Below are 25,410 nucleotides of genomic sequence, written 5' to 3' on the forward strand. Positions count from 1 at the left end.
ATGAAAGCGCTTCTATTTTTTTATATATTAAGGAGGCTACAATAATGAAAATTCAAAACCCTATTTTAACTGGCTTTAACCCTGATCCAAGTATTTGCAGACGTGACGAAGATTATTATATTGCCGTTTCTACGTTTGAATGGTTCCCCGGGGTCGGTATTTATCACTCTAAGGATTTAAAAAATTGGTCATTAGTTTCCCGCCCATTAAATAGATTAAGCCAATTAAATATGATGGGAAATCCTGATTCAGGGGGTATTTGGGCTCCTGCTCTCTCCTACCATGATGGGAAGTTCTGGCTCATTTATACAGATGTCAAGGTGACAGGCGGACAGTGGAAAGACAGCCATAATTATCTCAGTACCTGTGAAACGATTGATGGCGAATGGTCTGATCCAATCCATCTTAATAGCTCTGGCTTTGATCCATCTTTATTCCATGATGATGACAGCAAAAAATATCTTGTGAATATGGTCTGGGATCATCGCCTTGGAAACCATAGTTTCTATGGAATTGTACTTCAGGAATATAGTGTAGAAGAGAAAAAGTTAGTTGGAGATAAAAAAATTATCTTTAAAGGAACCGACATCAAACTGACAGAAGCTCCGCATTTATATAAATGGAATGGCTACTACTATCTGTTAACGGCAGAGGGTGGAACAAAATATGATCACCAGGCAACCATTGCCCGCTCCAAAACGATTGATGGACCATATGAAGTACATCCGGAAAATCCGTTAATTACATCGTTTCCTTATCCAAGAAATCCATTACAAAAAGCGGGCCATGCTTCTATCGTTCACACTCATACAGATGAATGGTTTTTAGTTCATTTAACCGGACGCCCTCTTCCTAAAGAGAATCAGGCATTGCTGGATCCAAGAGGGTTTTGTCCGCTCGGCCGTGAAACAGCCATTCAACGATTGACTTGGGAGAACGATTGGCCGTATGTAGTGGGCGGTAATCAGCCTTCTCTTGAAATAGAAGGACCTAAGATGGAGGAAGTAAAATGGGAAAAAGATTATCCTGAAAAAGATGATTTTAACGAGAAATCATTGAATCTTAACTTCCAAACTTTACGGATTCCTCTAGGAGATCATCTCTCATTGGAAGACAAACCAGGTCACTTGCGATTGTACGGTAAAGAATCACTCACTTCAAAATTCACACAGGCTTTTGTGGCAAGACGCTGGCAGCATTTTAACTTTACAGCTGAAACTAAATTGGCTTTTAACCCGGACACATTCCAGCAGGCCGCCGGCTTAGTAAACTATTACAACACGGAAAATTGGAGCGCCCTTCAGCTTACATGGAACGAAGAGAAAGGTAGAGTTCTAGATTTAACCGTATGTGATAATTTCACCTTTGATCGACCATTGAGTGGTAATGAAATTCCGGTACCGGATGAAATTGAATATGTTTATATACGTTCCGAAGTCCAAACAAACACGTATCACTACTCCTATTCATTTGACGGAGAAGCTTGGACACAAATCCCAGTAACCCTATACTCTTATAAACTATCTGATGATTATATCCGCGGTGGCGGATTCTTTACTGGAGCCTTTGTAGGCATGCAGTGCCAGGATACATCTGGAGAAGGCAAGGCTGCTGATTTTGATTACTTTACTTATAAGGTCAATGAATAATTTGCGTAGGGGTAAAATAGACTGCATTAGCTTAAGAGAGGATATCCAGACCGGATATCCTCTTTTCTCATGTATAAATACATCGTAAGCATTCCTATGTTTAAGTCCTTACTGTTTTAGGAAAGGTATAGGATAACGAGGAGGTTTTCTGATGGATACATTTTTGTATATACTGTTTGCTTGTTTTTATGCCGGCTTGCTCATCATGATGCTTCAATCCATAAAAAAGAGTGGTGTTAGCATAGTATCGAATGTATTAATTCTGGTTATTGTACCGCTCATCTATGATAATGCCATTCTTGGCATCGGAAAGTGGATTGGGGAGGGAGAAGTTTTAGAGAATTTGAATGCTGCTCGATACTGGATGCATGCGATTTTTACACCTTTGTTAATTTTATTTTCCTGGGATGTACTTAAACGTGCTAGGGTCAAGTGGGTGAATACCACCTCAGCCATACTGATTACAGTTGCCTTTACACTAATTGCTTTTTTGATAGAACTATTTACAGTTGTGTGGGACCTCTCACTAAAAGCGGAAAAAAGCTATGGCATTCTAAGCTATTCTTCAACCAATTCTCCACAAGGACCGCCAATCATGATTTTAATGGTCACACTGGCACTTCTTGTGTCATCCATTATTCTTTGGAAAAGGACAGGTTGGTATTGGATATTCGTTGGAACCGCACTTATGATTGTCGGGAGCATGGTCAAGATCCCAATTGAAAGCGGCGCAATCACCAATGCGTTTGAATTAATCTTACTCATCTCTCTAGTGTTTACAAAAAGGTATCAGGATCGTTATCAGGGGGGCAAAAAACTGGCTCTCGGTTGAATATCCAAAGAGACCAACCCAATGAAAATCAGCTTGGTCTCTTTAAAGCTCTATTTCTTATTAGGTTAAACTCCATTTACGATAAATAACAGATGCGCATTTAAAGGAAATATAAGACAATAAAATAAATCATAGTTATTGGGGGAGTTCATTTGAATTGGCTAGAACCTTTTAATAGAGATTTTTTTATTGATGAAGAAGAGGATAGCTCTCCTTTCTTCAGGAGCAAATCCATTGATGGTAATGGAGTGCCAAAACAATATTCCCTTCTGACGCAATTTTTCCTATTATTAAGTGCACAGTTGAGCGATAGCGTTACTTATTATCCGATAAAAAATGGCCTTATCAAGGATAAGGAGCTGCGAGAAATCATCTTGCACTTCGATGAGCGAAAAGAATTTATAGTGAATGATAAACCGATTGAGATCATGTTGGCTAAGCCCAATAATGATTCTTTAAAGCATCTCATGTCTAATCCCTTAAACCCTGTTATTAAGAGCCTTTTTCCACAAAGCAAACAACTTCAACAAGTTCAATTCTCACCTTCAAGTCCGTATAGAGTAATTCCAGAGAAAATCAATTCCTACGAGGACAAGGAGTTTGATCTAGTACTAGCCTATTTAAAAGAAAACACGGAAAGCCCTTCATTTGGTTTTCAACTCTCAAATTGGATTCTGAATGATTCCCTAAAAAATTCGCATGCTCTGCGTTATTTCTCTCATCACACACAAACACTTTGCCTGTGGATAGATGAATCAAAAAGAATTATCTCCATCGAAATGCAATTTTAGCATTAGCTGAAAGGAGAAAAACAATATTAAACAACACTAGCAGTAAAATATCTAACCTAAAATAACCCCTTGTTCTGAAAAACACACCAACCATGCTTAAGTCGCATAATACGTCTCAATGATGTATTTAAGGAAGGTTAGACAAACCTTCATCAATTATGGCGCTTTACGAATGGTAATGCGCCAATTACTGCCCGTACTAATGTGATAAGTATCAGCGAATGATTTTTGATTTAGGGCCAGCCCCAGATTATCAAGTGAATTAACATAAAGAATGGCTTCCTCTAATGCACTGTCTGCAAAAGATCTGCCATATACAACCTCTTCCTCAAACCTCACTGTTCCATCCTTTTCAATTTGAACCCAGACCTTATCTCCCAGTGAGATTTCCAGTTTTCTAAAGAGTTCTCGCGAAATATTCGTCCATAGATTTCCAAATCGAATATCAAGAATTTCAATAATACCGGTAATCTTATGATCATGTATGTATGCCTCATAAAGAGGTAGTTCAATAAGGGAATCAACAGGTATTTCCGGCCCCACTTCCTCAAAACTAATCACCCCAGCTGCAATCCTTGCCCCTGTATATGCATAAACATCACGCCCGTGGAAAGTGTAGGATTCTCCTGAACGCGGCAAACGATTTACCTTCTCATCTATCACTCTTGCTTCCGTGATGCCAATTTTATTTTTGATATGGGATAGGGTACCGTTATCAGGCGTGACCACATAGTGTCCACCAGAGGTCTTTGCAACGATACTTCGGCGATCGCATCCTACACCCGGATCTACCACCGATACAAATACCGTTCCTTCCGGCCAATAAGAAATAGCCTGCAATAGACGGTATGAGCCTTCCCATATATTAAACGTTGGAATATCATGCGTATTATTACTAATCTTTAAAGATGGCTCGACAGAAAGCGCTACTCCATACATAGCACTTACAGCCCCATCACTTAATCCAAAATCTGATTGAAAAACTAATAAACGTTTCAACTTCATCCCACCCATTTCTTTGTCCAAAATAAAAAACACCACGTCCTTACCATGATGAGGACGTGGTGTGACTTCACGTGGTTCCACCTTAATTCGCTGCTTACTCACATAAACAGCCTTCGTAAGCGTAAAAACGAATCAACGCTTCCTACACTCTGATATGGATAACGAGTACCAAATCTCGTCGAAACCTATTCATATAATTAATAAATTATACTTTCAGCACGAGGCTCAGAGGCCATTTTCAATAATGGTACTTCCCGCTCCTTTTCAGCTGCCGAAGCTCTCTAAAAGAGAAATATCCAGAATCTACTCTCCTCTTCCATACTTTATAATATTTTGAATTATTAAAATTATAATGAGCTTGATTATGCTTTGTCAATATACATTATCCAAATATGGAAACAATAATCGATAAAACTGATGAATTCCCTATTCTTTTTTTACATTGTCTATATCTTATAAAGTGTGTCTACATGCTCGTCTAAATTTCGACTGTAATTCTTTTAACACAGGAATAGAGTCATCCATAAAAATTTTCTGAATTATAGTAAAATGGTGACAGCGTACAGATTACGATGAGGGATACACTGTTTTCCGGTATAATCAGTCGCTAACATAGATAGAAAAATAAGAGTTTTTTAAATGGATGGAGGAATAAGCATGAAAAGGATAAAACTTGGTAGCAGCAGTTTAAGCGTTCCAGCTATTGCTGTAGGCTGTATGAGAATTGATTCTATGAATGATGACAATTTAGCAACACATCTTACTTTTTGTATGGAGAATGGGCTGAATTTCTTTGACCATGCTGATATTTATGGAAATGGCATTTGTGAATCCAAGTTTGGTAAGGCCTTAAAGATTGCGGGATATAACAGAGAAGATGTAATCCTGCAATCAAAATGCGGGATCAAGCCGGGTACTATGTATGACTTATCAAAAGAGCATATCTTAACGTCTGTCGATAAAATACTAACACGCCTGGACACCGATTACTTAGATGCACTGGTACTTCATCGTCCAGACGCTTTGGTAGATCCTGAGGAAGTAGCTGAAGCATTCGATACCTTAGAGAGCTCTGGCAAAGTCCGTCAATTTGGCGTATCCAATCATAAGCCAATGCAAATTGAATTGTTAAAAAAATATGTAAAGCAGCCGATCATTGTAAACCAACTGCAACTAAGCCTCCCCTTTTCGAACATGATTGCTAATGGGATGGAAGTGAATATGCAAACAGAAGGCGCCGTTGAGAGGGATGGTAGTGTCCTAGATTATTGCAGACTCCATGATATAACCATCCAAGCTTGGTCACCTTTTCAATATGGTTTCTTTGAAGGCGTTTTTATCGGGAATGATGAGAAGTTCCCCGAATTGAACGAGACTCTTACAGAGTTAGCTGATAAATATGAAACAACTCCAACCGCTATTGCAGCAGCTTGGATTTTGCGACACCCAGCAAACATTCAGTTGATTGCTGGTACAACTAATCAAAAACGGATGGCTGACATTATTCGGGGCAATGAATTACAGTTAAGCCGTGAAGAATGGTATCGCCTTTATTTGAACAGCGGGCATATATTGCCTTAAAATCTTCCGAATAAAATGAAGAGCCTTAAGATACACTTAGGAAGACACTTTCCTTTCCAGTGTTATCCTATTTGAATTGAGGCTCTTCTTATCTTATTAGAAAGTCATCAATTTCACTAAAACTATTCTCTATCTATACCAACACTTATTCTTTCGTTTCATCAAAATTGCAAGCTATCGCTAGCATGTCAATGGGGTCTGCCACTTCGGAGACCGTATAAACGACTGTACCTTCCTGCCAAGAAATACGGTTATTGCCTGCTTTTTGCGAATCTATATCCGCTTTTACAGAACCATATTCATGGGGCACTGGCAGTTGGTTGCTTTCAAGATAGGAGACCATTTGTTTAGCGAGCGGGACGTAGTCACTGTTGCCTTCTATATTGGAGGCTTGGACTTGTAGATACCATCTTCCTTCATGCCAATTTAGCCACTTATGTCCTGCCCCTGCGTCCTCATATCCTTGGATGGAATGACCCAGATCTATAGGATTCCCTGCCTGGATCCCCTCAGGCTGTATATAGCCGATTTTTGATTTAGCCTCTCCTTCAGTTTTATACTGATGGACTTCTATTACAGCAATCGGTTTTGCAATGGTACTATTGTTCAACTCTTTACTGTTGACTGGTATCATTTTTTCGCTTTCAAAAAATATAACGCGATACATATCAGATTCCGAAAGGGTCGCCGCACTTAGATTCTTGTCCTCAGACGATAGCGGAAGATGTATGGGTAGCTTAGGAGATATTGAGCCTTTGATTTGTTCCTTGGCATCTTTTATTACTTTTTCCTGAGATAATGAGGCATCATGTGAGTCGTTTTGTTCAGCTTTTACAGGGCTTCCGTTGGCAGATTCGCTGTCTTCCTTCTGATCCGTTGAAGATTTTTCTGTTGTTACAGGTTGAGCTGATTCTTCATGTTTCTCCCCTGCTTTTTTATCCGTAGCTGCATCTTCATGCGAGCATCCAGCAAGGTAAATGCTTGTTAAAGCTAGCACGATACCCATCTGTTTCAACATTTTACTCACCCCTTTCTTTGTCGTCTACCACGTTATGATGCCAGATAATCCTATATACCAAAAAACGGTATAATTATAACAAGACTGATTCCTCAAAAAAAAGCATAAACCTTCCGAAGCGGAAAATTTATGCTTTATGTCATATATAAAATGTGACTTAACCCATATGATTGCCAATTGATTACTCATATTATTACCAACCCTTGATATAGGTGGGATATGCGCCTCTTTTTATTGCTTTGAGCTAACTTGATTTACCCCTGCTAAAGAAAAATTGATAACAATATAACTACTTACGGCAATTATACAGACTCCCAAATGGACTTTCGGCAATTATATGAACATATCCTCTAAATACTTAATTAGAGATAAAATATCTAAATCCTTCTCATTTAAAGCGACTATAAAAAATTTCTATAGGAAGACCCTAGAGTGTTGAAAAACAGCTATCCCCCGACAATTTAGCTTATAGTTAGCCGTGACCCTTAGCCTACATAGGTTGCTTGGAATTACACTTAGCTATAATGGGATTAGTAAATCATATACGTTTATACATAAATATTATTTTTTCCAAAAAGGCTTATTTATATATTTACGAAAAGCATTATAATAAACATCATTATATTGCCGCTGGATAATTCTCTTCCCAAAAGAAGAATTTATTCTTTTTTTTGTAGGATTTATTCCGGCTTCAACTAATTGTTTTACCGTATCTTCAATAGCTCTCTTATTTTTTAAATATCTTTTTCTATGTTGTTCAGCTGCATATTTCCTATATCTATCACTTAGTAATCTAATTTTTTCAGGAAATATATAATAGAGAGTAGAATCACTCTTATAGCCTAGTTTTGTGTGTATTTCTTTACTAGACAATGGAGGATATTTATTCTCTTTTAACATTTGATCTAAGATATGACATATATCTTCTTTCTTTCTCTGATTTAACCTTGATATTTTTGGTTTTATAACATTCATATCTTGATAATATAAATCTAAGCTAAAATTATTATTAAAAAAATTTATTAATGGCAATTTAAATATATAGCAATATTTTAATATATTTTCTAATATTAGTCCCTTGGTCCCCCAATAGTAGAAAGAACTTTCCGAAATATTTAAAGCTGCAGCTAGATCCTTTTTCTTTATCCCTAGAGACTTCATTTGATTATTTATCTGCAATATTCTTCTACTCAGCTCAAATTTGCTAGGTATCACCATTTTCTCTTTTGGTAAACAAAAAAGTTCGCTCAGCTGATTATATTTCCATAATTCCCATTCTAACTCCGCAACAGTATATTTAATAAGTTGGACATTAACATCTTCTAAAAATTGTTCACAATTATAACAGTATCCATCGAAATTCTGCCTTGTATAATCGTTTATAGTAGCTCTACAATTAGGGCATTCATCAATCAAAAGACATTTATGTATTCCACACAAATTCAAACACCTAAAGGCCCAGATTTTTTTGTCATATACCTCCTCACCCAATTCTCTCATTTCCTTATAACATTCCGGGCACCACTGTTTATTCCTTCTAAGAGTATTTGAATGTAACAAATCTTTATATATGTTTAATGTCAACTCATCAATTGATTTATTTGATGTTAATTCTGAAATAATATCTGAAAATAACTCTGCCATCTTACCAGTATTTAGCGAAGAATTTCCAAATATATAACAAGTTTTAAATGATGGATAATACTCCTTGATTTTATTTTTGTAGATTGGATAAATTAGTTTATTTATTAATATCGTATTGGAAATACAATGTGCTTTACTTAATCTATTTATATAACTACATAAACTTTCCACGTCACTTGTGCCTATACCTATAGGATTTAAATTATATAATATACTTCTCTCTGATGATTTGTTAACCATTTCCCCCATAGCACTCCTAATAGTCTACATCTGTTTTATCTCTTTTTGCATCTCTTTCTCCAGCTCTTTTGTCTTTTTTCTTACTTGTTTGACTCTTTTTAGCTTCATCATCAATAGACTTCTCAGCACTCTTTGTCTTTTTTGGATCATTAGAATATATTCCTAGTTTATGCATTAGCTCATTTTCTAAAGAAAGTTCATCATCCAGCAATCCTTCTCCTTCAAATATCTCATCTGCAATGACGCTACATTGCTTTACACTTAAAGCAAATTTTTCAAAATCGCTTATATCTAATGTCTCAATATACGGATTTTCAATCAATTTTGCTTTTAAAGTTCTATAAATAAGTCTTTTTAATGTCCCTACACACCCTAATGTTCTAGAATAAAAGAAATCCCAATGACTAACTAAATCTGGCTCTTTCTTTAATGGAATATGCTTTTGGAACATATACAAGGTCTTAATAAAATTTTCACGTTCCTTCTTTCTTTTTACGTTATATCTGGGAAGATGAGTATCTAAACTCCTATTGCTTAACTGCCCACTTAAGTGTCTTAATTCAAGTAATTCATACGTACCGAATAGAATTATGGGTACCCTTGAAATATTTGACAATGATTTCAAGATATCCATTTGATTCATTAAAGAAACTCCCCTTGTAACTTTTGAAATATGGTGAGCTTCATCTATAACAAAAGCCTTTGTTTTACGATATTTTAATGCATTAACCATACTGGGAAATAGCCTACTATCTCCTCTATATTTGAGCATAATACTTTCTTGCTTTAATTTATGCTCTATTAAAGGCTCATTTAATTCTTCTAGAGCATCGATGTAGAGTTCTTTCCATTTGAAACTTCCTGTTTCAGGAACTCTGGCCTCAACTCTAATTATAGGTATTAGTCCCCTATCCTTTTCCATTTCATCTCTATACCTTTTTTCTATTTCATTTATTAACTTATTACATAAAAATGATTTCCCAGCTCCTGTAGGCCCAAAAACAAAGACCACCAAATCTTCTCCATTGGCTGTTTCAATTATTTTTATTAATTCTTGATAGACATTATTTAAATTTGGATGGTTTAAAGAAAAATTATAAAAGTACCTATATTTATCATCAATAGATGAATATAATAAAGCAGGCGGAAAATATAACTTTTCATCCATTAGAATTCACCAAAATCAGCAATGTCATTAAAATCTACCTCTTCTAATGTTATTTCTTCAAATGCTTCTTCATTAATTTCTCTTGTTACTTCATTTATATTACTTGTTGAGTTAGTACCGTTCTCTGTTTTATTTCTTGAAGAATAACCATTCATTATGTTTTCTACAACTCTTTTATTAGCTCTATCTTTCAACCTTTGTTTCTCTAATAACTCTTGTGATTCAATCGAAGATAAATAATTCACTAATTCTTTAGATGATTTATGCCTCTCTGTACCTTTAATTTTGTCCCTTTTTCTAAGTTCTGCTGAGGCCATTTGAATTTCCCTTAGACTTTTTCCCTTTAAAATAGTGTAATACTCAGATATCAATTTCACCCAGCGTTTATCAAGGTATGCATAAGCCTCGCCCACATTGAATGGATCAAATTTTATACTCACTTGTTTATTTATGAATTTTTGACTTCTAAACATTTCATTCCAATAGTAGAATCCGTGAATCTTTACTCCAGCACCCGCCTGAACTTTAGCCGTTCCCTTTTTAGTAGAGGGATAGGTTAAATATTTAAATAATTCAAAGTCCGTTATAAACCTGAACTCTCTTAACCCTGTAATAGATAAATTACTATTAAAAATTGATAATGGAGTATTTCCCAGGGTACTATGATGCTGATTATCATAAATGTCATAAATATAACCTTTCAAAGCATTATAAAGATCCTCTAATGTCCATACCGCATTGTTTTTTGGATTAAAATTCTTAGTAACTAGTCTTACGTCCTTTTTAGTTGCTTGAGTATTGCCTGATAAATTATATATAAACTCTCTTTGTACTGTACCAAAAAGTCGTTCTATTACACTTCCAAACCGTGCTTTAGTGGGTGGTCTAACTTTTTTCGTTACCTTATTGTAGGCAAGGAGAGTATCAAAGTATACGCTATTAAAATCCTTTCCTCCATCAACAACCAGCGTTGAAGGCATTCTTTTATGTTTTCGCACTAATTCTCTAATGACCATCATATTAGTTCTATAACTTGGATTATCGTAAGTTAAGTAAAACGCCAAAATTCTCCTAGAGTAAGCATCCACCATAAATGTTAGCCACGGTTTTCCCAGTTCTTTATCCGTATCAGAACAAATTAATTCAATATCCAATTCAGTATGATCTATATGTACAATTTCAAAAGGGCGATTACCGTGTTTTGGAGTGTCTTTGATATCTAGCCTCCAATAAAACTCTTCCACCTTATAAGCAGCACGATGACCTTCCCTCTTTGAAATTGTTGAATGTATCGGTCTATTTTTTATATATTTAACAAAATTCTTATAATGTATGGGTTGTAGATTTTGCTTTTTACATAAATCACTGAAAATGTTGTATACTGCAGACATATTTTTTTGTTTATTATTTTCATATTCAGAAGCAATTACTTTTTTTAGTATGTCTTCTACTTCTAATGGAAACCTTCTGCTCCTATTTCCTCGTTTATTAATCTTGGGAATAAGACCTATAAAGCCTACTCCACTTTCTTTCTCAGCTTTATTGTATTGTTCCTTCCATAATCTGAACGTCCTATCCGGGACTCCTAAATCCTCACTTTTTTCTCCTCCGTTCAGAACTTTCATTAAAATATCATATCTAAAATTAGCCTTTTCTAAATCTGATGAACTAGCAGTTTTGAAAGAATCAAGTATTGATTTATTTTCTTCGTTATCTTTTTTTGCAAAACCCCTGATAGCCCCAGATGTTAGAAATTTATAAAAAGAGTTTACCGAAACGTCAATTACTTCAAGATTTTGTTCATTTTTTAGCCATATTACCTCCTCTTGTATTGATAAAATTTCAAACGTATCTTCTCCCCACATAAACCTTTCTCCGACTACCAGGTTTATGCTCTCTACTGAATAATTAATATCTACAGTACAATTTGTTGCACTAGTAAAAGCTCTTAGAGTTTCTTCATTTTCAAATAAAGGAAAATTTTTTCTATCGGTTATATCAAAAGAATGTAAATCACTAATGATCACTCTCTTACTTATAAGGCTGTATACTATATCCGGAGAAACCCCTTCATCAAGTAAGCTTTGTAATTTAATGGATGGTTTATTCTTGACCAATTTTAAAATATAATCCCGTTCTTCTTTTTCAACAATCACACTAGTATCGAATATATAATCTTCCAGAAATCTAATATTAACTTGGAATATCCAGTTGATATCTTTCGAACTTCGAACTCTAAAAGATAATCCATATTGTTGTGCATATTCTTCACAGGGCGGACAACGCCAACTTCCATTTTCATCTTTAGCGTATCGTTCAGGATTGTTGTTTGATAGTTCGATCAGTTCGTCCTCAGTTTTCCATTCTTCCCAACCAATCCATCCACTCTCAATAACGAAGAAGTCTGCAGTATACCAAGGGCTTTGTTTACGACCCTTCTTTTTATAATGTATTTGAAAACTTGGCGGTTGATCGTAATATTCTAATACATCTTTGTCTATTTCCTTTTCATAAATGCCACAAAGCTCTACCTTATGGCTTTCAAATTGAATAGTAAATCCCATTTTGTTACTTGGGTAAAACCCCGATACATTTTTATATCCACTTCTAACTTTTCTAGCTGGATCTGAATTTCTGATATAGTCAATTATAGTTCTAGCAGCTTCATTAATTTTATTTTCTTTATACCAGGTATCAATATCGTTTATGCTCATTTACTCACCTCTTCACATTTTGTCGTCTCCACCTATATAATTGGCGCAACACGACAATTTTATACCACGTTTTTCAAAACAAAAAGAATATTGCTCAAAGATTTTCTTTTTTTTAAATATATATATTTCTATCATTAATTTTTTTATAAAAAAACATATGTATTTCTATAATTAATTTTTTTTTATAAAAAACATATGTATTTCTAATATTTTATTTAACAAAAAAATGAGAAAGAGATATTATAAGACATATACTATATTGTTAGTGGTGAAAAAAAATGAAAAAAAAATTGGGTCGTATTATTCGAACGCTAAGAAAAGAAAAAAAGCTAACTTTAAAGGATTTATCAAAGATTTCAAAAGTTAGCTTTGCACAGATAGGAAAGATTGAGAGAGGGGAACATCATCCGACTAGAGAAACACTCCAAAAGATTGCGGATGCATTACAATCTGATCCTCAAACATTATTTAATTTAGCAGGTTATACTTACTCAAAAAAAGTTGAATCGACTGATATTTTTATAATGAATCATCAGTATGAAGTTTTGACTAAATACCAAAATACCTGTCAAATATGCGGAGCTAAAGCACCAGAAACTAAAGTCACTGTTGCAGTTATTAATCCCGAAAAAAGCAATGAGACAAGTAATTTCATTGTACTTTGTACTACTTGTAACAATTCAAGGCAAAAAAAGATAGAAAAAGATGGACTAGAGAATGATTTTTTATATAAAAAATACAGTAAACAAACTGAATAACTAATCTGAGACATTTTCATTTATTTGTTTTATTTCCCGGCCTATTATATATTGTTTTTTCAGACTATCTAGTTTATTTCTAAAGATTTTTTCTCTAAAAACATTCAATCCTACCAAAGCCTCCATCTTTCTATAACTTGGATATTCAGACTTACGAAGTAGTTCGAAAAAGCTATCTTCTATTTGTTTACTAATTTCCACCTCCCTCTGCCTTTTCTTAGATATCATTGAAGAAATATAATTGTCTTTAATTTTCTTTACTTCCTGTGGAAAAGCCTGTGTTAGCAGTTTTCTATCGCAACCAATATCGAGGGAAATCGCTGACAAGGATACTACTGTTTTGTTGTATATAATGTCGTCAAGATATTGCTTTATTTTCTTGTGATCATATCGTTTATTGAGACTAACTTTTACTTTTTCACTTTCTGTTTCTCTTTCTTTTTCTTTTATCCATTCGACACTAACTATAGATTCTTTTTTATTCTGGAAAAACTGATTCAATGATATCTCTAATTTAAGGCATATATTTGCAAGTTCTTTCAAAGGGGGCAAATTATTACCGGAATACCAACCATAAAGCGTGCTTTTATTAACCTCAAAAAATCTTGCAGCTCTATTAAGATTTAAAAAGGTATTTTCCACCAAGTAATTTATATTTAATGCAACGTCCTCTCTTTTGTATGGTAAGACATCAAAATGTTTGCCCCAAGCAAGCATATCAACTATGAAATGTGATAACTTTAATTGATATTCATCAATAACCTTAGTGTCTTGTATGATCCTTCCTAGCCATTTATAACAATTAGGACACGTGCCTAAAACTGACTCTCTTGTTAATTCATTGATTTCAACTTTACAGAATGGGCAACTTATCTCTAATTCCAACTTGTGTTTTACACACACCTTATAAAGTACAATTTTCCATAAAAGAGGCTCATAAACAGTGTTATTATCTTTCATTTCAACCAAACAAGAAGGACACCAGGCTTTCTTATTTCGTAATAATCCACGATCAGGAATAATAACCCCATATTTTAGTAATGCCAAGCCTTGAATATCATTTCTGCCGCATAGAATCTGTAAGATATTCGAAAATTCTTTTGCTAAAACTCCTTTTCCATTTACACAATAAGACGACTTATAAAAACCATCCCCACCTTTAACAGCAATGCTACTTATATACTTTTTTCCAATATGAGGATTAATAACTCTATTTATTAGGTTGCCTACTGAAATATTATGCATTTTTGATAATCTAACCATATATCCACTCAGCGATTCAACATAGGCAGAATCAAGACTAAAAGGCTCTATATTATACAAGTAACTTCTGTTATTGCTCATTCCTACTCCTCCAATATATTTTAAGATATGAATTTTATAAAACATATTTATGATTCAAACTAGCAGCCTTTGATAGATTCCTAGATAAGCAAATTGCCGAACCTTATATTTTAATTCTGTTCATATTACTGAAAAATATACACTAAGAAGGAGTAAACTAAATTAGAAAAGCCACCCTGTGTCATTATAAATGGTTCCGTTTTGAGTTGCTTTTCTAAAAAAATGGTCCGAAATGACAGTCCTTTTGACATCGTAAACGGCATATAAAACAAAAGAAAACTCGCTCCTAAAAATGGCGAGTTTTCTTTTGTTTATATGCCAAGTCTTCTTTAACTAAAGCCCCTGTTAGTTTAAGTATATTCATTCACAAACAAAGACAATTACAATAGTAACTTTTCGTAATCACTTTTAAGTATTGCCATAATAATTTCATCTGAATATGCTTTATTGTAATATAAGGACTGACGTAAGACGCCTTCTTTTACAAATCCAACTTTTTCATACGCCCTGATTCCACGTAAATTTTGACTAAATACTTCTAACTGTAAACGATTTAAATTGAGTTGATCAAAAACAAAACTTAGAACTATATTGATTGCTTCAGTTCCAAAACCTTTTCCTGTTAATGAAGTAGAAGCCATTGATATTCTAAATCCTGCCTTTTTATTCTCCTCATCAATATCGTATATTGATAATTCCCCAATCATTTCATCACTACTTTTTAAACAAATAGCGAAATCATAACGACTAGAATCATTATTTATATTATTTATATGTGTCTTAATTTGTTGTAATGAAAAATTAAAAGTAGTCCCAGTCATATAACGTATTTCTTTATCCAGCGTACTTCCTAATATAATAGGGGCATCTGACTCGCAAAGCAGTCTTAAATAAATTCTCTCGCTCTCTAATCTCATTTAATTATTCTCCTTTATTCTCTTGTTTCAAATTGTTTAGAGTATATGTACTTACTTCGATTACATTAATCTATTAGGGCTATGATATAAAAAAGACAAATTATATAAGTTTTATACATAACATAATAAAATGGAGTATCACTAAACTGCCCCGTTTGTAGAATAGCCAAAAGAACAACTCGATAGCAGTCTTGTACCTAAGCTCTAGTTCCCCCTTTTACTTACGTACACTATTCACAAAGCAGAATATTTTGTTCAAAACTCTTCCTTATTTGATAGTTCAACCCAAAAAGGATATAGAATAACAAACAATGGAACGAAACCTATCGAGATAGATATTAAAGCAAATGAAGAGCCAAAAAAGAGACTCCAAAACGTTATTATGCTCATTGCTATAAATGTAATCAAAAAGTTTTTTATTCTTGTACCCTTAGTGGTATATTGTTTTTTCTCGCAATATGGGCAAATCATACCTGTATCCAGAGTGAAAGATTTTTTTAGCGTTTGTTTCCAACCCCATTTTTGATCACAATTTTGACAAGTTGGCATTTTCTCAATCCCCTCTTTACTTTTGCTTATCACAAATAATTAAGTTCAACATAAAGAGGCATTAATCCTTTTTTCGCTAAACTGCCCCATTTGTTCAAGAAGGCCTATCCAATCCATTTGTACCTAAACGGATAGCAGCTTCCCTTTTTATTCAAAATCAACAATCTTTACAAATACAGCCTTTTGATTAAATTAGTATGACTTAGGGTTTATAATTAACATATAGTGATAAAATAGAAAAAGCCAAGGAGCGGTAACTCCCTGGCACAACTACTACTGTACGAGGTAGTGTTCAACAAGAATTATTTCTTCTTAGAAGAACTCCCCTTATGTTTCTCAGGCGCGGGGGGGTTTTTCTTTGCCTCTCACTAATTTCAACCAAGTACATCAACAGATATTTTATTATATTAACCTGCCCCGTTTCTACAATAAGGAATTCTACAAAAAAGAACATTAATCCCTCCTGGATCAATGCACCCGATAATTGAATAAGGATTTATTTTATTTTATTTTATTTTTACATTGATAATAATTGCACCAACCACAATCCATAAAACGTAAAATAACATTACGATATAAAGGTGATCAGGCAGTAAAGGGACAAATATAAATATAATACCAAGTCCAATTAGATAGATACCTGCATACTTAGAGAGTCTCTTTTTATCTTTTACTTGACCTTCTACATATCCTGCTAAAATTTGTACTTTTCCTTTTTTCCAAACAAAATAAGCAGCCAAAAAATGAAGCCCTGCTACTATAAGGCCGACAAACAACTGCATTGTTTCAACCCCTTATACGGCATTTGTATTATATATATCTTCCGCTAACCTGCCCCGTTTGCCTAATAACGACTAGAACATACTGATATCTATTTACTGTTTATTTTCTTTTTGGCATCCACATACCCAACTATTCCAACTATTGTGATTAAAATTAAAACATAAATATCTGTAGTCAGTATGCCTTTCGTTACCAATGACAGTTCATCGTATGTTCTAATCAAGAGACCAATTGGCGAGAAAATAAGAAGCGACAAAAAGAACTTTTTCCTGACTTCTAAATCTTGCATAATAATCCCCCTTAAAGCATTACTTTCCTTCTTCCGCTAAACTGCCCCGTTTCTACAATAAGGAATTCAACACAAAAAGACATTAATCCTTCTTTTTGGATCAATGCCTCCGTTTGTTTAAGTACATTTCTTAACATTTCAGCTGTTAGAAAATTGAAAATTAATCCCGTTCATTACAAGTTTCATATTCATCTTTCATAATCCAACTAACACAAGCTGCACCTGACTCATCATAAATTTCTTTTCCAATGGTTAATTCGATGCTTCGGTTTTCTTTTGGAAATCCTGGGGCCTCATTAGTAATGTTTAGTGTTTCATCGTCTACCCAGTTCATAGAAAAATTATTTTTCCCTGGAGCATAGTATACAGTACGTATCTTATTGCCCTTACCTTCAGTAACTTCAACCCAAACATTTACGCCACCTGCTGCTCCACCATACGTTTTATAATATGAGTTCGCTGAATACTTTCCATTAGGTGATTCCACTGGACCTACAAAAAATTCACCGTTATTAAATTCAAATGTATAGGTATATTTTTGATATACGAACAGACAAATCATACTTAATATAACAAGAAAAATTATTTTATATCTTAATCTAATACTCCGCAACCTATCTTTCTCCTATTCCTCTATATTCTATACTTCTTCCGCTAACCTGCCCCTTTACTGATATAAGAATCCCTGAATAGAAACATAAAAAGCAAAACCAGAAACACCGATACACATATAACCCCAAAATGCTTTTTTATCTTTTTGAAGCTCAATTACTCCCGTAGTCAACATCAAAAAACTCAGTGCTATCATTAAATAAGGCATATACTCGAAATTTTCGGTTATTAGACCATATAAAGCTAACACAAGGACACCTATTGATAAAATATTTCTTAATGTTTTTAGCATATTTCCCTCCCCTTTTAAAAAGTCATTCCCTCAAGTTTTTGTCTAATCATATCACAATTACATTATTACTTTATTCAAAAACGTAAATTCCTTTTTGAGCTAAACTGCCCCGTTAGCTGCAAAAATATAAAGCACCCTCGGTTGTTAAGGGTGCTTTATTCATATAAGAAATTAGATTACCTCACCACAATAAACATATTTATAATTGGGAATTTATGTTAATATGAGAAAAACGGCTAGGGGTGCAATTATGAATAATACATTTCAAGTTTTAGAAAAAAGGCTAGCGGAATACAAAGTCTACGATGCTTGGCCATATGTACAGAGTCTACAAGAAACTTTAAACTACTTAACAATTTCATACAATCTATTAAACGAAGTATACGAACACCGGAAATCTGTTTTAGAGTCTACAGAAAATGATATTTTTCAAGAAGCTGCAGAAAAAGGAAAAGCTACAATCACCGTCAACGATTTCAACAAGACAAACATAAATATTGGTGGTTTTCAAATTAAAGATAGCGAGTTTCTTAGGAAAACAACCATCGAATTTTTTCATTACGCAAGAGTTAGCATAGATGTCTTGTTCCAAATTATCAATGCAGGATTACTAGGTGATAAATCGTTCCCAGTTACCGATAGAAATCTTGTCACTAATGTCCTTAATAAGATAGATAAAATACAAGACTTTGCTAATGTAAAACACTATTTAGATCAAAATAAACTAGATAAGCATTATCGTTATTTACAAGCTTTCGATAACTATATAAAACATATCAAAACCGTATTAATAAATATCAAAAACAGTTTTATGTTCGGTGATAATGATGAATTTTATATAAAGGAATTTCGTTATGATAATGTACTTTACGAACAAGTAGATGCACTTGCCAAAACAAAGGATACTTACAACTATGTTGTAAATACAATCGATAATATATTAAAAGAAGTTTATAACCAAATACCAAATTGTTTAGATAACACACAAAGAATACAGGAACTTAAATTTAAGATGCAAATTCAGAAAAACAAAACTGGAGAAAACATAGACTTCATTTCGTTCTTCATTGAGGTAGAAAACGATTTATCTGAATTACCAAGCGAGATTAAAGTATACCCTTTAAGAATCAAGCCAAATGGGGATATTTATAGCTTTGATTTCAGATTGGAAAAGATCTTCATTAAAAAGCGAAATACCGATAACGAAGCGGACTCCATTGTTGGATACGCTGAACTAAAAAATGGCCTAGATACGAACGAGTTTTACAGAATATTCACTGTGAAAAGCTGCTCTTATTCAGATTATGTGAAATATCTAGTTGAGTTTAAAAACAAAACCCAAAAAATAAAGCTAAACCTGTATGCTATGGAAGGCGAAAGCATACTTATTAATAACTCTACTGAGTGAATAAGAATGTACAAATCTATCTTAAACGAACACAAAAAAGAGACAGCATAGCTGTCTCTTTTACATAATTCCGTATTCAACCGTTAAAACGAACAACAAAAAAAGATCTTCCATACAGAAGTTTTAAATTAAATACTTAAATTAAGTATAAACAGCTAAACAGATAAGGGTTCAAAACTGTATGGGACAACATAAAATCAATTCTCAAATATTGATAATTCGATGTTAGACAAGATTAATCCTTTTTCAGCTAACCTGCCCCGTTAGTAGTAAAAGTGAACAACGAAAAAAAGATAGGAATAATTATCATCGAACTTATAATCGTTGAAATATATTGTTTTGATTCCTTTAGATACTTCCATTCCAATATAACTTGTAAACACGTTAATGCTGTTAAAAATAGAATCAAATTCCACTTTAAAAGGTCATCCGATTCCTTTTCAAGGGCAAACAAATAGGTAAACACAAAAAGTATACCTATCATCACTCTTCCCCAATGATCAATTGATTTTCCAGGAGTTTCGGAAAGGTCTATTTTCTTTACACCAAGAAATTTCCTCACTATTTTCTCCACTAAAAATGCTGCTAAAAGAAAAACAACAAGACTCACCAACAGCTTCATATTCACCCTTCTCTCTATTAGCCACGACTTCCAATATTACAACTTTAAAATTCGATATGTATTATAGCAAATCCATCTTGCACTAACCTGCCCCGTTTCTACAATAAGAAATTCAACATAAAAAGGCATAAATCCTTCTTGGATCAATGCCCCTGTTAGTTGAGAAAGGTACTTACGGTATAACTTTAATTATCATAGTCAGAAACATAATAAACAATAAAACTATATGTATCCATACCATAGATTTTACGATTAATCCCGCCCAGACTTTTTTTCGTAAACCATAGTGAAGGACAATAGAAAAAACTAAGAGACTGACTATTCCACGAAGGATACTACCATCTACAAAGAATAAAACTACATTTATTAATACGGATATAATAAATAAAATGACATATACCTTATATATCTTTTCTTTTCTTTGTACCTCGTGTTGGAATTGATACATTACTTTTCACCCCTTGTTACTCATATTCTTGATTAATTGATTATACCTTTTTCACTAACCTGCCCCGTTACTCCAATAAGGAATTCAACACTAAAAGGCATTAATCCTTCTTAGATCAATGCCCCTGTTTGTTTAAGTAAATTTATTCACAAAGATACTAAGATTTAAATTCATAGCCTCCTCGTTAAAAATGTATAATTCCTACGATTATTTAGTTTCTCCTTTAATTCTTTCTGTATTCCAAACAATAAATATATAGATGATAATTAGAGAAAAAGGAATTATAGCGTTTAATATAGTTTTTGTTTGATCTTGAAGATTAGTCAGATTAATAATTCCTTCTGGTAAAAATAAGAGAATTGGAATAATAATAAGTGTCATAGACTTGCTCCAAACGGCCATCAAAATGAAAATGATGGCTGCACAACCGATTGCAATTATATTTCCAGTTATCCCAAATTCAAAGGTAGGTGTATTAACAGCGTTATTTATATAGATGTGAATCATAAATAATAATACTGGGACAGCACCTGTTATTCCTAATATAATCCATTCATTTATTTTAGACAAATGTCTACTTGAGACATATTTGAACACAATCGCAGTTGTAAATAAACTAAGTAAGAATATCAATGGATAACCAACTAGATCAATGATTGAGAATTCAACGCCCCTAATTGCTTTACCTGTAAGAATAAAAGCAAGTGCACCAATCATAATTATTGGTATATATTTAAATAAGCCCTTCAAATCAAGAGGCATTTCACTCGCTACTTGATTCATATATTCTTTAGGACTTTTTCCAATGATATCATCTATATTTTTACCGTTCTTTTCAGCTTCGCAAAGATGATCTTCTAATTCTCCTATAATTTCATTGATTTCTATTTCTTTTTTGCCGCTTGAAATTAAATACACTTTCATATTTTCCAAAAAATTCTGACTTTCCGTTGATATAGACATATATTTAATCTCCCTCCCTCAATAACTGATGGACACTACTAGAGATAGCCGCCCAATTCTTCTTAAATTCCTCTAATTCCTCATACCCCTTGACTGATAAAGAATAATATTTCCTCTTTGGACCGCCTGAAGGTAGCTCTTTTTGATTTACTGTAACAAGACCTTCCTTTTTCATACGGAGCAATAATGGATAAATGCTTCCTTCACTAACCATCGTAAAGCCGAATTCACCCAATTTTTCCGTCATTTCATATCCATAGGTTTCTTTTTTAGAAATTATTGAAAGCAGACACCCCTCTAAAATTCCTTTAAGTATTTGACTCGACGACAATTAGTTTCCTCCTTTAAAGGTTCACCCAACTAACTTGCAATACAAAGTAGTGGAGTAAATAAAAAACTAACTTGCATTACAAGTTAGTTAAAGATTATCACACTCAAGAAAATTATTCAAATTATTTACATTAAATTGAATGATTTTCAACTTATTTCTCTGTCACTAACCTGCCCTGATTGTTCTATATTAATAGTAAAAGAGGATATATATCACAGAAATCACTTTAGTCGTGTATGTGAAGGATGAAAATTACAAAGGATAATAACGAATTGAAATATATATCAATAAATTTATGGAATTATCAATCTTCTAAATTTCTCCTTTTTTTGAATTTATTGTATGATTTTGTAATTAATTTGTGCTAAAATGTTTATGGTTAAAGAATTACTAATTAATTGGAGGTAAGGAAATGATTATCAAAAGTATCGCTTCAAAGAAAACATCATTTATATGGCTTAGCGTTATGGTATTTGCCTTAGTAATGGTACTATCACCAATTGCTAATGCCAAAGCTCAATCTAATGAGGAAGAACAGATTGATCAAATGGCTGGAGACATTGAATTTTTGCTTGAAGAAGCTACAGAATATGACACTAATGGAAATGTAGTAGGCTTTGACTTTGACTTATTAGAAGCTAAGTTTGGTAAAAGTGAAGAATTTGATATTTTAAAAGAAGATATTAATAACTCTCAATCTGATAATGGAAATATACAACCTATGGCTAAACAAAGTTGGAAAGGTTGTATGATAGATGCCTTAAAAGACCACTTTGGTGTTACACTTGTTAATATTGCAATAAACGGTGGTCTGTGGGCTTATTTGGAGAAGAAAGCATATAAAGAGGCTGCAAAATTATTAATTAAACTAGGCATTGGTGGAAATGTTGTTGGTGCTACTGCTTTCTTGGTTTGGTATTCTGCCAAATGTGCAAGCTAAACTCTATAAATTAATTTAGAAAATAAGTATCAGTAAAAGGAGTGTTACATTATATGAAAGAAAACAATAAAAATTCACTATATTTTATTGGATACTTTTTATTCTTCCCCATTGTTTTCCTAATAAGCTCTTTAATATGGAGAGCTGTAATAAAAGGAACTAATTTGGGAACTATATTTACAGATGCTTTATCTATAATGGGGATATACTACATTATAGTTAGTTTGATTTTTACAATTATTCTTGTTAAACGTAATAAAGCATTATTATCATAATCTTTCTTGAATAAAAATCTCAAGAATAATATTTTTAGAGATTCATACTACATACAAAAGGGATTTGGAGTATTCTTTTTCCGAATCCCTTTTGGTGTTTTAGGGTAGCCATCTTTATCACTTTGAAGTAATTAACATTGGTACTCGTTATCAGACTTCTCCTACACCTTTTATTTATTATGGAAATGCTGTTGTATAAAAAGAATATATTGTAAGAGATTTAATTACAGTTCTATGATCTATTAAATGCTGGATTGTGAATTACATTTACATATTGGTCAATTGTGGCATTTTTACAAATCTCCAAATGATACAGGAACAATATATTTAATATTCACCCAAATAAAAAAGTCATATTCAAAAGAATTCACCTATCTCATTTATTAACAAAATAACCTCATTTTCTTTTGGTATTAAGCTAACCTGCCCCTTTAGTCGCATAATAACTGAACGTCTTATGACAGTCTTAACCTTCTGCTAAATTCCCCCTTTTTTGCAGATTAAGAAGGTGAGCTAAACACCAAACTTTCGGTATAAAAATAAAGCCCTGCAGCCCTAGTTTATGTAATAAGTAACTAATCGATATAAATAGTACAGTTGTGATACAATTAAAAAAAATCACACAGGAGGAAAATAATGATAAAAGGTTTGTTACGTACATTGAGTTTGATTGCTACAGTCTTAGTGCTGATGTGGATTTTTGATTTGGTTTTCAAGGATATACCATCTAAGAATTTTATAGACGTTGCTGTTTTGATGGGAATAGGTGGGGCAATCGGAGTAACAATTCGCTTTGCGATAGATCGGGCTAAAAAATCTTGACCTTCTTTTTTCAACATCTCTATACTAAAGGGCGATGTTAACAAAAAAGAAGACATAAATAACCTTGTCTTATGTTTCTTCCACTAACCTGCCCCTTTTGTACAATAAGAAATTCAACACAAAAAGGCATTAATCCTTCTTAGATCAATACCCCTGTTTATTTAAGTATAATTATTCACAATAATAGCAACTACCTTTAGAAATGATATTTGTATTTATATTTCACTAATTATATGTCCGTCATTATCTAAGAAGTCTATATTTATGTTAGAAAAGTTTTTTGGTTTATTGTTCATTAAAATCCAAACGCTCATTTTATCATTGAGCCTAACAATATCCGCTTCTATTCCGTTCACTTTTAAGGTCTTCGTTTCAGCCACTATATCTTTTGGTATGACCCCGTGCAAAAGGATATCTCCATCAACAATACTTGTATAGGAAGAATCTCTATCCTCATCGTGAGAATAATAGGTTGGTTTCCAACCGAATATCCCTTTTTCAAACCGTACTAATGAAACAGTATTTCCAACTTCAAATGGCACAAATGTAGAATTCCCAATTCGGTAAAATTCTTTATCACCAATTTCAGTTCCAACAAATTCATTCTTAAACTTTTCAAATGCTTCATCGACAGTTTTAGAACTTAGTTTTACACTCTCTATACTTGCAAATATCGCATATGTAACAATCATTGATATAACATAAAAAGTGATTGTTTTTGTCCGTTTCCCCAACTCATCTCTTCCCCCCGTCTTATATTGTAACTCTTAAATACTTGAATTAACTTTATGTTATTTTCTCAGTTGCTCCTGTTAAGCTAAACTGCCCCTTTACTTCCATAAGAAGTTCAATATAAAAGAGCATTAATCATTCCTGAAACAACGGCTCCGTTAGTTTAAATACATTTGAAACTAATAGTTATCCAACGTAATTCTTAAAACACCAAACCACAAGATTCATACTCACTATTCCCCAAGCTGTGATACTCACTATCCACCAAATTACCGATTTTGCTTTAGCCTTTGAACTTTCCTCGTCTTCCATATTTGCTTTTATAAAAGCGACCTTACTTTCCATACCTTTTTTCATAGAAGCGAGAACAACAAATCCGATTATTATGAAACCAATAGCTATCCAGAATAACAAGTCCACCTTTTATAACACCCTTTCCTTTAAATCCTCTTTATTCAACTAACCTGCCCCTTTTGTCTAATAATGACTAGAACATACTGACATCTATTTACTGTTTATTTTTCTTTTTGGCATTCACATACCCAACTGTTCCGACTATTGTAATTAAAATCAAAACATACATATCCGTAGTCAGTATGCCTTCCTTTACCAATGACAGTTCATCGTATGTTCTAATCAAGAGACCAATTGGCGGGAAAATAAGAAGCGACAAAAAGAACTTT

Annotated in this window: 25 protein-coding genes; 8 read left to right on the forward strand and 17 right to left on the reverse strand. The window is 33.3% G+C overall.

The features are described from left to right. Positions 1–41: 41 nt before the first annotated feature. From AC4BHA_RS13400 to AC4BHA_RS13410, 3 genes are all read left to right on the forward strand, one after another. Positions 42–1,649, forward strand: coding sequence for a glycoside hydrolase family 43 protein (locus AC4BHA_RS13400; protein WP_140461924.1), 1,608 nt, complete (start codon positions 42–44; stop codon positions 1,647–1,649). Between the two features lie 151 nt (positions 1,650–1,800). Further along, a complete protein-coding gene (locus AC4BHA_RS13405) occupies positions 1,801–2,481 on the forward strand; it encodes a hypothetical protein (protein ID WP_139892229.1) in 681 nt (226 codons plus the stop codon). Positions 2,482–2,633: 152 nt separating this feature from the next. Continuing rightward, the gene (locus tag AC4BHA_RS13410; RefSeq protein WP_066106296.1) at positions 2,634–3,272 is read left to right on the forward strand and encodes a hypothetical protein; all 639 of its coding nucleotides are present in this window, start codon (positions 2,634–2,636) and stop codon (positions 3,270–3,272) included. Between the two features lie 156 nt (positions 3,273–3,428). On the opposite strand, the gene AC4BHA_RS13415 is transcribed toward AC4BHA_RS13410, so the two are convergent. Then, on the reverse strand, positions 3,429–4,277 hold the full coding sequence (locus AC4BHA_RS13415; protein WP_066106884.1) for an SAM hydrolase/SAM-dependent halogenase family protein: 849 nt from the start codon (positions 4,275–4,277) through the stop codon (positions 3,429–3,431). 657 nt (positions 4,278–4,934) lie between these two features. On the opposite strand from AC4BHA_RS13415, the gene AC4BHA_RS13420 reads away from it, so the two are divergent. Next, complete coding sequence (locus tag AC4BHA_RS13420; RefSeq protein WP_490558770.1) at positions 4,935–5,858, forward strand: aldo/keto reductase; 924 nt, start codon at positions 4,935–4,937, stop codon at positions 5,856–5,858. Positions 5,859–6,003: 145 nt separating this feature from the next. Here AC4BHA_RS13420 and AC4BHA_RS13425 read toward each other — a convergent pair whose 3' ends face one another. The 4 genes from AC4BHA_RS13425 to AC4BHA_RS13440 all read right to left on the reverse strand — a co-directional run bounded on the left by AC4BHA_RS13425 (position 6,004) and on the right by AC4BHA_RS13440 (position 12,642). After that, complete coding sequence (locus tag AC4BHA_RS13425; RefSeq protein ID WP_148630674.1) at positions 6,004–6,876, reverse strand: hypothetical protein; 873 nt, start codon at positions 6,874–6,876, stop codon at positions 6,004–6,006. Between the two features lie 561 nt (positions 6,877–7,437). Further along, complete coding sequence (locus AC4BHA_RS13430; RefSeq protein ID WP_490558771.1) at positions 7,438–8,769, reverse strand: TniQ family protein; 1,332 nt, start codon at positions 8,767–8,769, stop codon at positions 7,438–7,440. 7 nt (positions 8,770–8,776) lie between these two features. Further along, the gene (locus AC4BHA_RS13435) at positions 8,777–9,928 is read right to left on the reverse strand and encodes an ATP-binding protein (protein ID WP_490558772.1); all 1,152 of its coding nucleotides are present in this window, start codon (positions 9,926–9,928) and stop codon (positions 8,777–8,779) included. Further along, positions 9,928–12,642 carry a TnsB C-terminal domain-containing protein gene (locus AC4BHA_RS13440; protein ID WP_490558773.1) on the reverse strand — a complete coding sequence of 905 codons (2,715 nt, stop codon included), beginning with the start codon at positions 12,640–12,642 and terminating at the stop codon, positions 9,928–9,930. Before AC4BHA_RS13440 ends, AC4BHA_RS13435 begins: the two co-directional genes overlap by 1 nt. 278 nt (positions 12,643–12,920) lie before the next feature. Between AC4BHA_RS13440 and AC4BHA_RS13445 the strand changes: the two genes are divergently transcribed. Next, complete coding sequence (locus AC4BHA_RS13445; RefSeq protein WP_490558774.1) at positions 12,921–13,400, forward strand: helix-turn-helix domain-containing protein; 480 nt, start codon at positions 12,921–12,923, stop codon at positions 13,398–13,400. Here AC4BHA_RS13445 and AC4BHA_RS13450 read toward each other — a convergent pair whose 3' ends face one another. From AC4BHA_RS13450 to AC4BHA_RS13480, 7 genes are all read right to left on the reverse strand, one after another. Next, positions 13,401–14,744 (reverse strand): TniQ family protein, encoded by a 1,344-nt coding sequence (locus tag AC4BHA_RS13450; RefSeq protein ID WP_490558775.1) that lies wholly within the window; start codon positions 14,742–14,744, stop codon positions 13,401–13,403. Between the two features lie 380 nt (positions 14,745–15,124). Further along, complete coding sequence (locus tag AC4BHA_RS13455; protein ID WP_139892843.1) at positions 15,125–15,661, reverse strand: GNAT family N-acetyltransferase; 537 nt, start codon at positions 15,659–15,661, stop codon at positions 15,125–15,127. Positions 15,662–15,916: 255 nt separating this feature from the next. After that, complete coding sequence (locus AC4BHA_RS13460) at positions 15,917–16,210, reverse strand: TIGR04104 family putative zinc finger protein (protein ID WP_490558776.1); 294 nt, start codon at positions 16,208–16,210, stop codon at positions 15,917–15,919. 506 nt (positions 16,211–16,716) lie between these two features. Next, complete coding sequence (locus AC4BHA_RS13465) at positions 16,717–16,992, reverse strand: DUF3784 domain-containing protein (protein ID WP_490558777.1); 276 nt, start codon at positions 16,990–16,992, stop codon at positions 16,717–16,719. A gap of 89 nt (positions 16,993–17,081) precedes the next feature. After that, on the reverse strand, positions 17,082–17,282 hold the full coding sequence (locus tag AC4BHA_RS13470) for a hypothetical protein (protein ID WP_490558778.1): 201 nt from the start codon (positions 17,280–17,282) through the stop codon (positions 17,082–17,084). Between the two features lie 160 nt (positions 17,283–17,442). Continuing rightward, on the reverse strand, positions 17,443–17,895 hold the full coding sequence (locus AC4BHA_RS13475; protein WP_490558779.1) for a DUF5412 family protein: 453 nt from the start codon (positions 17,893–17,895) through the stop codon (positions 17,443–17,445). 54 nt (positions 17,896–17,949) lie between these two features. Then, entirely contained in the window at positions 17,950–18,186 is a 237-nt protein-coding gene (locus AC4BHA_RS13480) for a DUF3953 domain-containing protein (protein WP_140461953.1), read from the reverse strand. 250 nt (positions 18,187–18,436) lie between these two features. Between AC4BHA_RS13480 and AC4BHA_RS13485 the strand changes: the two genes are divergently transcribed. Next, positions 18,437–19,594 carry a hypothetical protein gene (locus AC4BHA_RS13485; RefSeq protein ID WP_490558780.1) on the forward strand — a complete coding sequence of 386 codons (1,158 nt, stop codon included), beginning with the start codon at positions 18,437–18,439 and terminating at the stop codon, positions 19,592–19,594. A 250-nt stretch (positions 19,595–19,844) separates the two neighbouring features. Here AC4BHA_RS13485 and AC4BHA_RS13490 read toward each other — a convergent pair whose 3' ends face one another. The 3 genes from AC4BHA_RS13490 to AC4BHA_RS13500 all read right to left on the reverse strand — a co-directional run bounded on the left by AC4BHA_RS13490 (position 19,845) and on the right by AC4BHA_RS13500 (position 21,958). Then, the gene (locus AC4BHA_RS13490) at positions 19,845–20,216 is read right to left on the reverse strand and encodes a DUF4181 domain-containing protein (RefSeq protein ID WP_490558781.1); all 372 of its coding nucleotides are present in this window, start codon (positions 20,214–20,216) and stop codon (positions 19,845–19,847) included. Positions 20,217–20,871: 655 nt separating this feature from the next. Further along, positions 20,872–21,627 (reverse strand): HAAS domain-containing protein, encoded by a 756-nt coding sequence (locus tag AC4BHA_RS13495; protein ID WP_490558782.1) that lies wholly within the window; start codon positions 21,625–21,627, stop codon positions 20,872–20,874. A 4-nt stretch (positions 21,628–21,631) separates the two neighbouring features. Continuing rightward, positions 21,632–21,958, reverse strand: coding sequence for a PadR family transcriptional regulator (locus AC4BHA_RS13500; protein ID WP_490558783.1), 327 nt, complete (start codon positions 21,956–21,958; stop codon positions 21,632–21,634). 412 nt (positions 21,959–22,370) lie between these two features. Between AC4BHA_RS13500 and AC4BHA_RS13505 the strand changes: the two genes are divergently transcribed. Together AC4BHA_RS13505 and AC4BHA_RS13510 are read left to right on the forward strand one after the other, a co-directional pair. Further along, positions 22,371–22,898, forward strand: a complete 528-nt coding sequence (locus tag AC4BHA_RS13505; protein ID WP_490558784.1) for a hypothetical protein — start codon at positions 22,371–22,373, stop codon at positions 22,896–22,898. A gap of 911 nt (positions 22,899–23,809) precedes the next feature. Beyond that, positions 23,810–23,995 (forward strand): hypothetical protein, encoded by a 186-nt coding sequence (locus AC4BHA_RS13510; RefSeq protein WP_490558785.1) that lies wholly within the window; start codon positions 23,810–23,812, stop codon positions 23,993–23,995. A 215-nt stretch (positions 23,996–24,210) separates the two neighbouring features. Here AC4BHA_RS13510 and AC4BHA_RS13515 read toward each other — a convergent pair whose 3' ends face one another. Then, positions 24,211–24,729, reverse strand: coding sequence for a hypothetical protein (locus tag AC4BHA_RS13515; RefSeq protein ID WP_490558786.1), 519 nt, complete (start codon positions 24,727–24,729; stop codon positions 24,211–24,213). Between the two features lie 184 nt (positions 24,730–24,913). Further along, positions 24,914–25,147 (reverse strand): hypothetical protein, encoded by a 234-nt coding sequence (locus AC4BHA_RS13520; RefSeq protein WP_490558787.1) that lies wholly within the window; start codon positions 25,145–25,147, stop codon positions 24,914–24,916. Positions 25,148–25,410: the final 263 nt, after the last annotated feature.

The organism is Pradoshia sp. Z3_51 (genome assembly GCF_058215915.1).

Bases quoted from the DNA above. Each gene is read 5' to 3' on its own strand.
- AC4BHA_RS13450 (WP_490558775.1), bottom strand. From the start codon at position 14,744: ATGAGCAATAACAGAAGTTACTTGTATAATATAGAGCCTTTTAGTCTT.
- AC4BHA_RS13510 (WP_490558785.1), top strand. From the start codon at position 23,810: ATGATAAAAGGTTTGTTACGTACATTGAGTTTGATTGCTACAGTCTTA.
- AC4BHA_RS13445 (WP_490558774.1), top strand. From the start codon at position 12,921: ATGAAAAAAAAATTGGGTCGTATTATTCGAACGCTAAGAAAAGAAAAA.
- AC4BHA_RS13470 (WP_490558778.1), bottom strand. From the start codon at position 17,282: ATGCAAGATTTAGAAGTCAGGAAAAAGTTCTTTTTGTCGCTTCTTATT.
- AC4BHA_RS13420 (WP_490558770.1), top strand. From the start codon at position 4,935: ATGAAAAGGATAAAACTTGGTAGCAGCAGTTTAAGCGTTCCAGCTATT.
- AC4BHA_RS13430 (WP_490558771.1), bottom strand. From the start codon at position 8,769: ATGGGGGAAATGGTTAACAAATCATCAGAGAGAAGTATATTATATAAT.
- AC4BHA_RS13440 (WP_490558773.1), bottom strand. From the start codon at position 12,642: ATGAGCATAAACGATATTGATACCTGGTATAAAGAAAATAAAATTAAT.
- AC4BHA_RS13465 (WP_490558777.1), bottom strand. From the start codon at position 16,992: ATGCAGTTGTTTGTCGGCCTTATAGTAGCAGGGCTTCATTTTTTGGCT.
- AC4BHA_RS13490 (WP_490558781.1), bottom strand. From the start codon at position 20,216: ATGAAGCTGTTGGTGAGTCTTGTTGTTTTTCTTTTAGCAGCATTTTTA.
- AC4BHA_RS13425 (WP_148630674.1), bottom strand. From the start codon at position 6,876: ATGTTGAAACAGATGGGTATCGTGCTAGCTTTAACAAGCATTTACCTT.
- AC4BHA_RS13495 (WP_490558782.1), bottom strand. From the start codon at position 21,627: ATGTCTATATCAACGGAAAGTCAGAATTTTTTGGAAAATATGAAAGTG.
- AC4BHA_RS13405 (WP_139892229.1), top strand. From the start codon at position 1,801: ATGGATACATTTTTGTATATACTGTTTGCTTGTTTTTATGCCGGCTTG.
- AC4BHA_RS13460 (WP_490558776.1), bottom strand. From the start codon at position 16,210: ATGCCAACTTGTCAAAATTGTGATCAAAAATGGGGTTGGAAACAAACG.
- AC4BHA_RS13435 (WP_490558772.1), bottom strand. From the start codon at position 9,928: ATGGATGAAAAGTTATATTTTCCGCCTGCTTTATTATATTCATCTATT.
- AC4BHA_RS13505 (WP_490558784.1), top strand. From the start codon at position 22,371: ATGATTATCAAAAGTATCGCTTCAAAGAAAACATCATTTATATGGCTT.
- AC4BHA_RS13455 (WP_139892843.1), bottom strand. From the start codon at position 15,661: ATGAGATTAGAGAGCGAGAGAATTTATTTAAGACTGCTTTGCGAGTCA.
- AC4BHA_RS13485 (WP_490558780.1), top strand. From the start codon at position 18,437: ATGAATAATACATTTCAAGTTTTAGAAAAAAGGCTAGCGGAATACAAA.
- AC4BHA_RS13480 (WP_140461953.1), bottom strand. From the start codon at position 18,186: ATGCTAAAAACATTAAGAAATATTTTATCAATAGGTGTCCTTGTGTTA.
- AC4BHA_RS13415 (WP_066106884.1), bottom strand. From the start codon at position 4,277: ATGAAGTTGAAACGTTTATTAGTTTTTCAATCAGATTTTGGATTAAGT.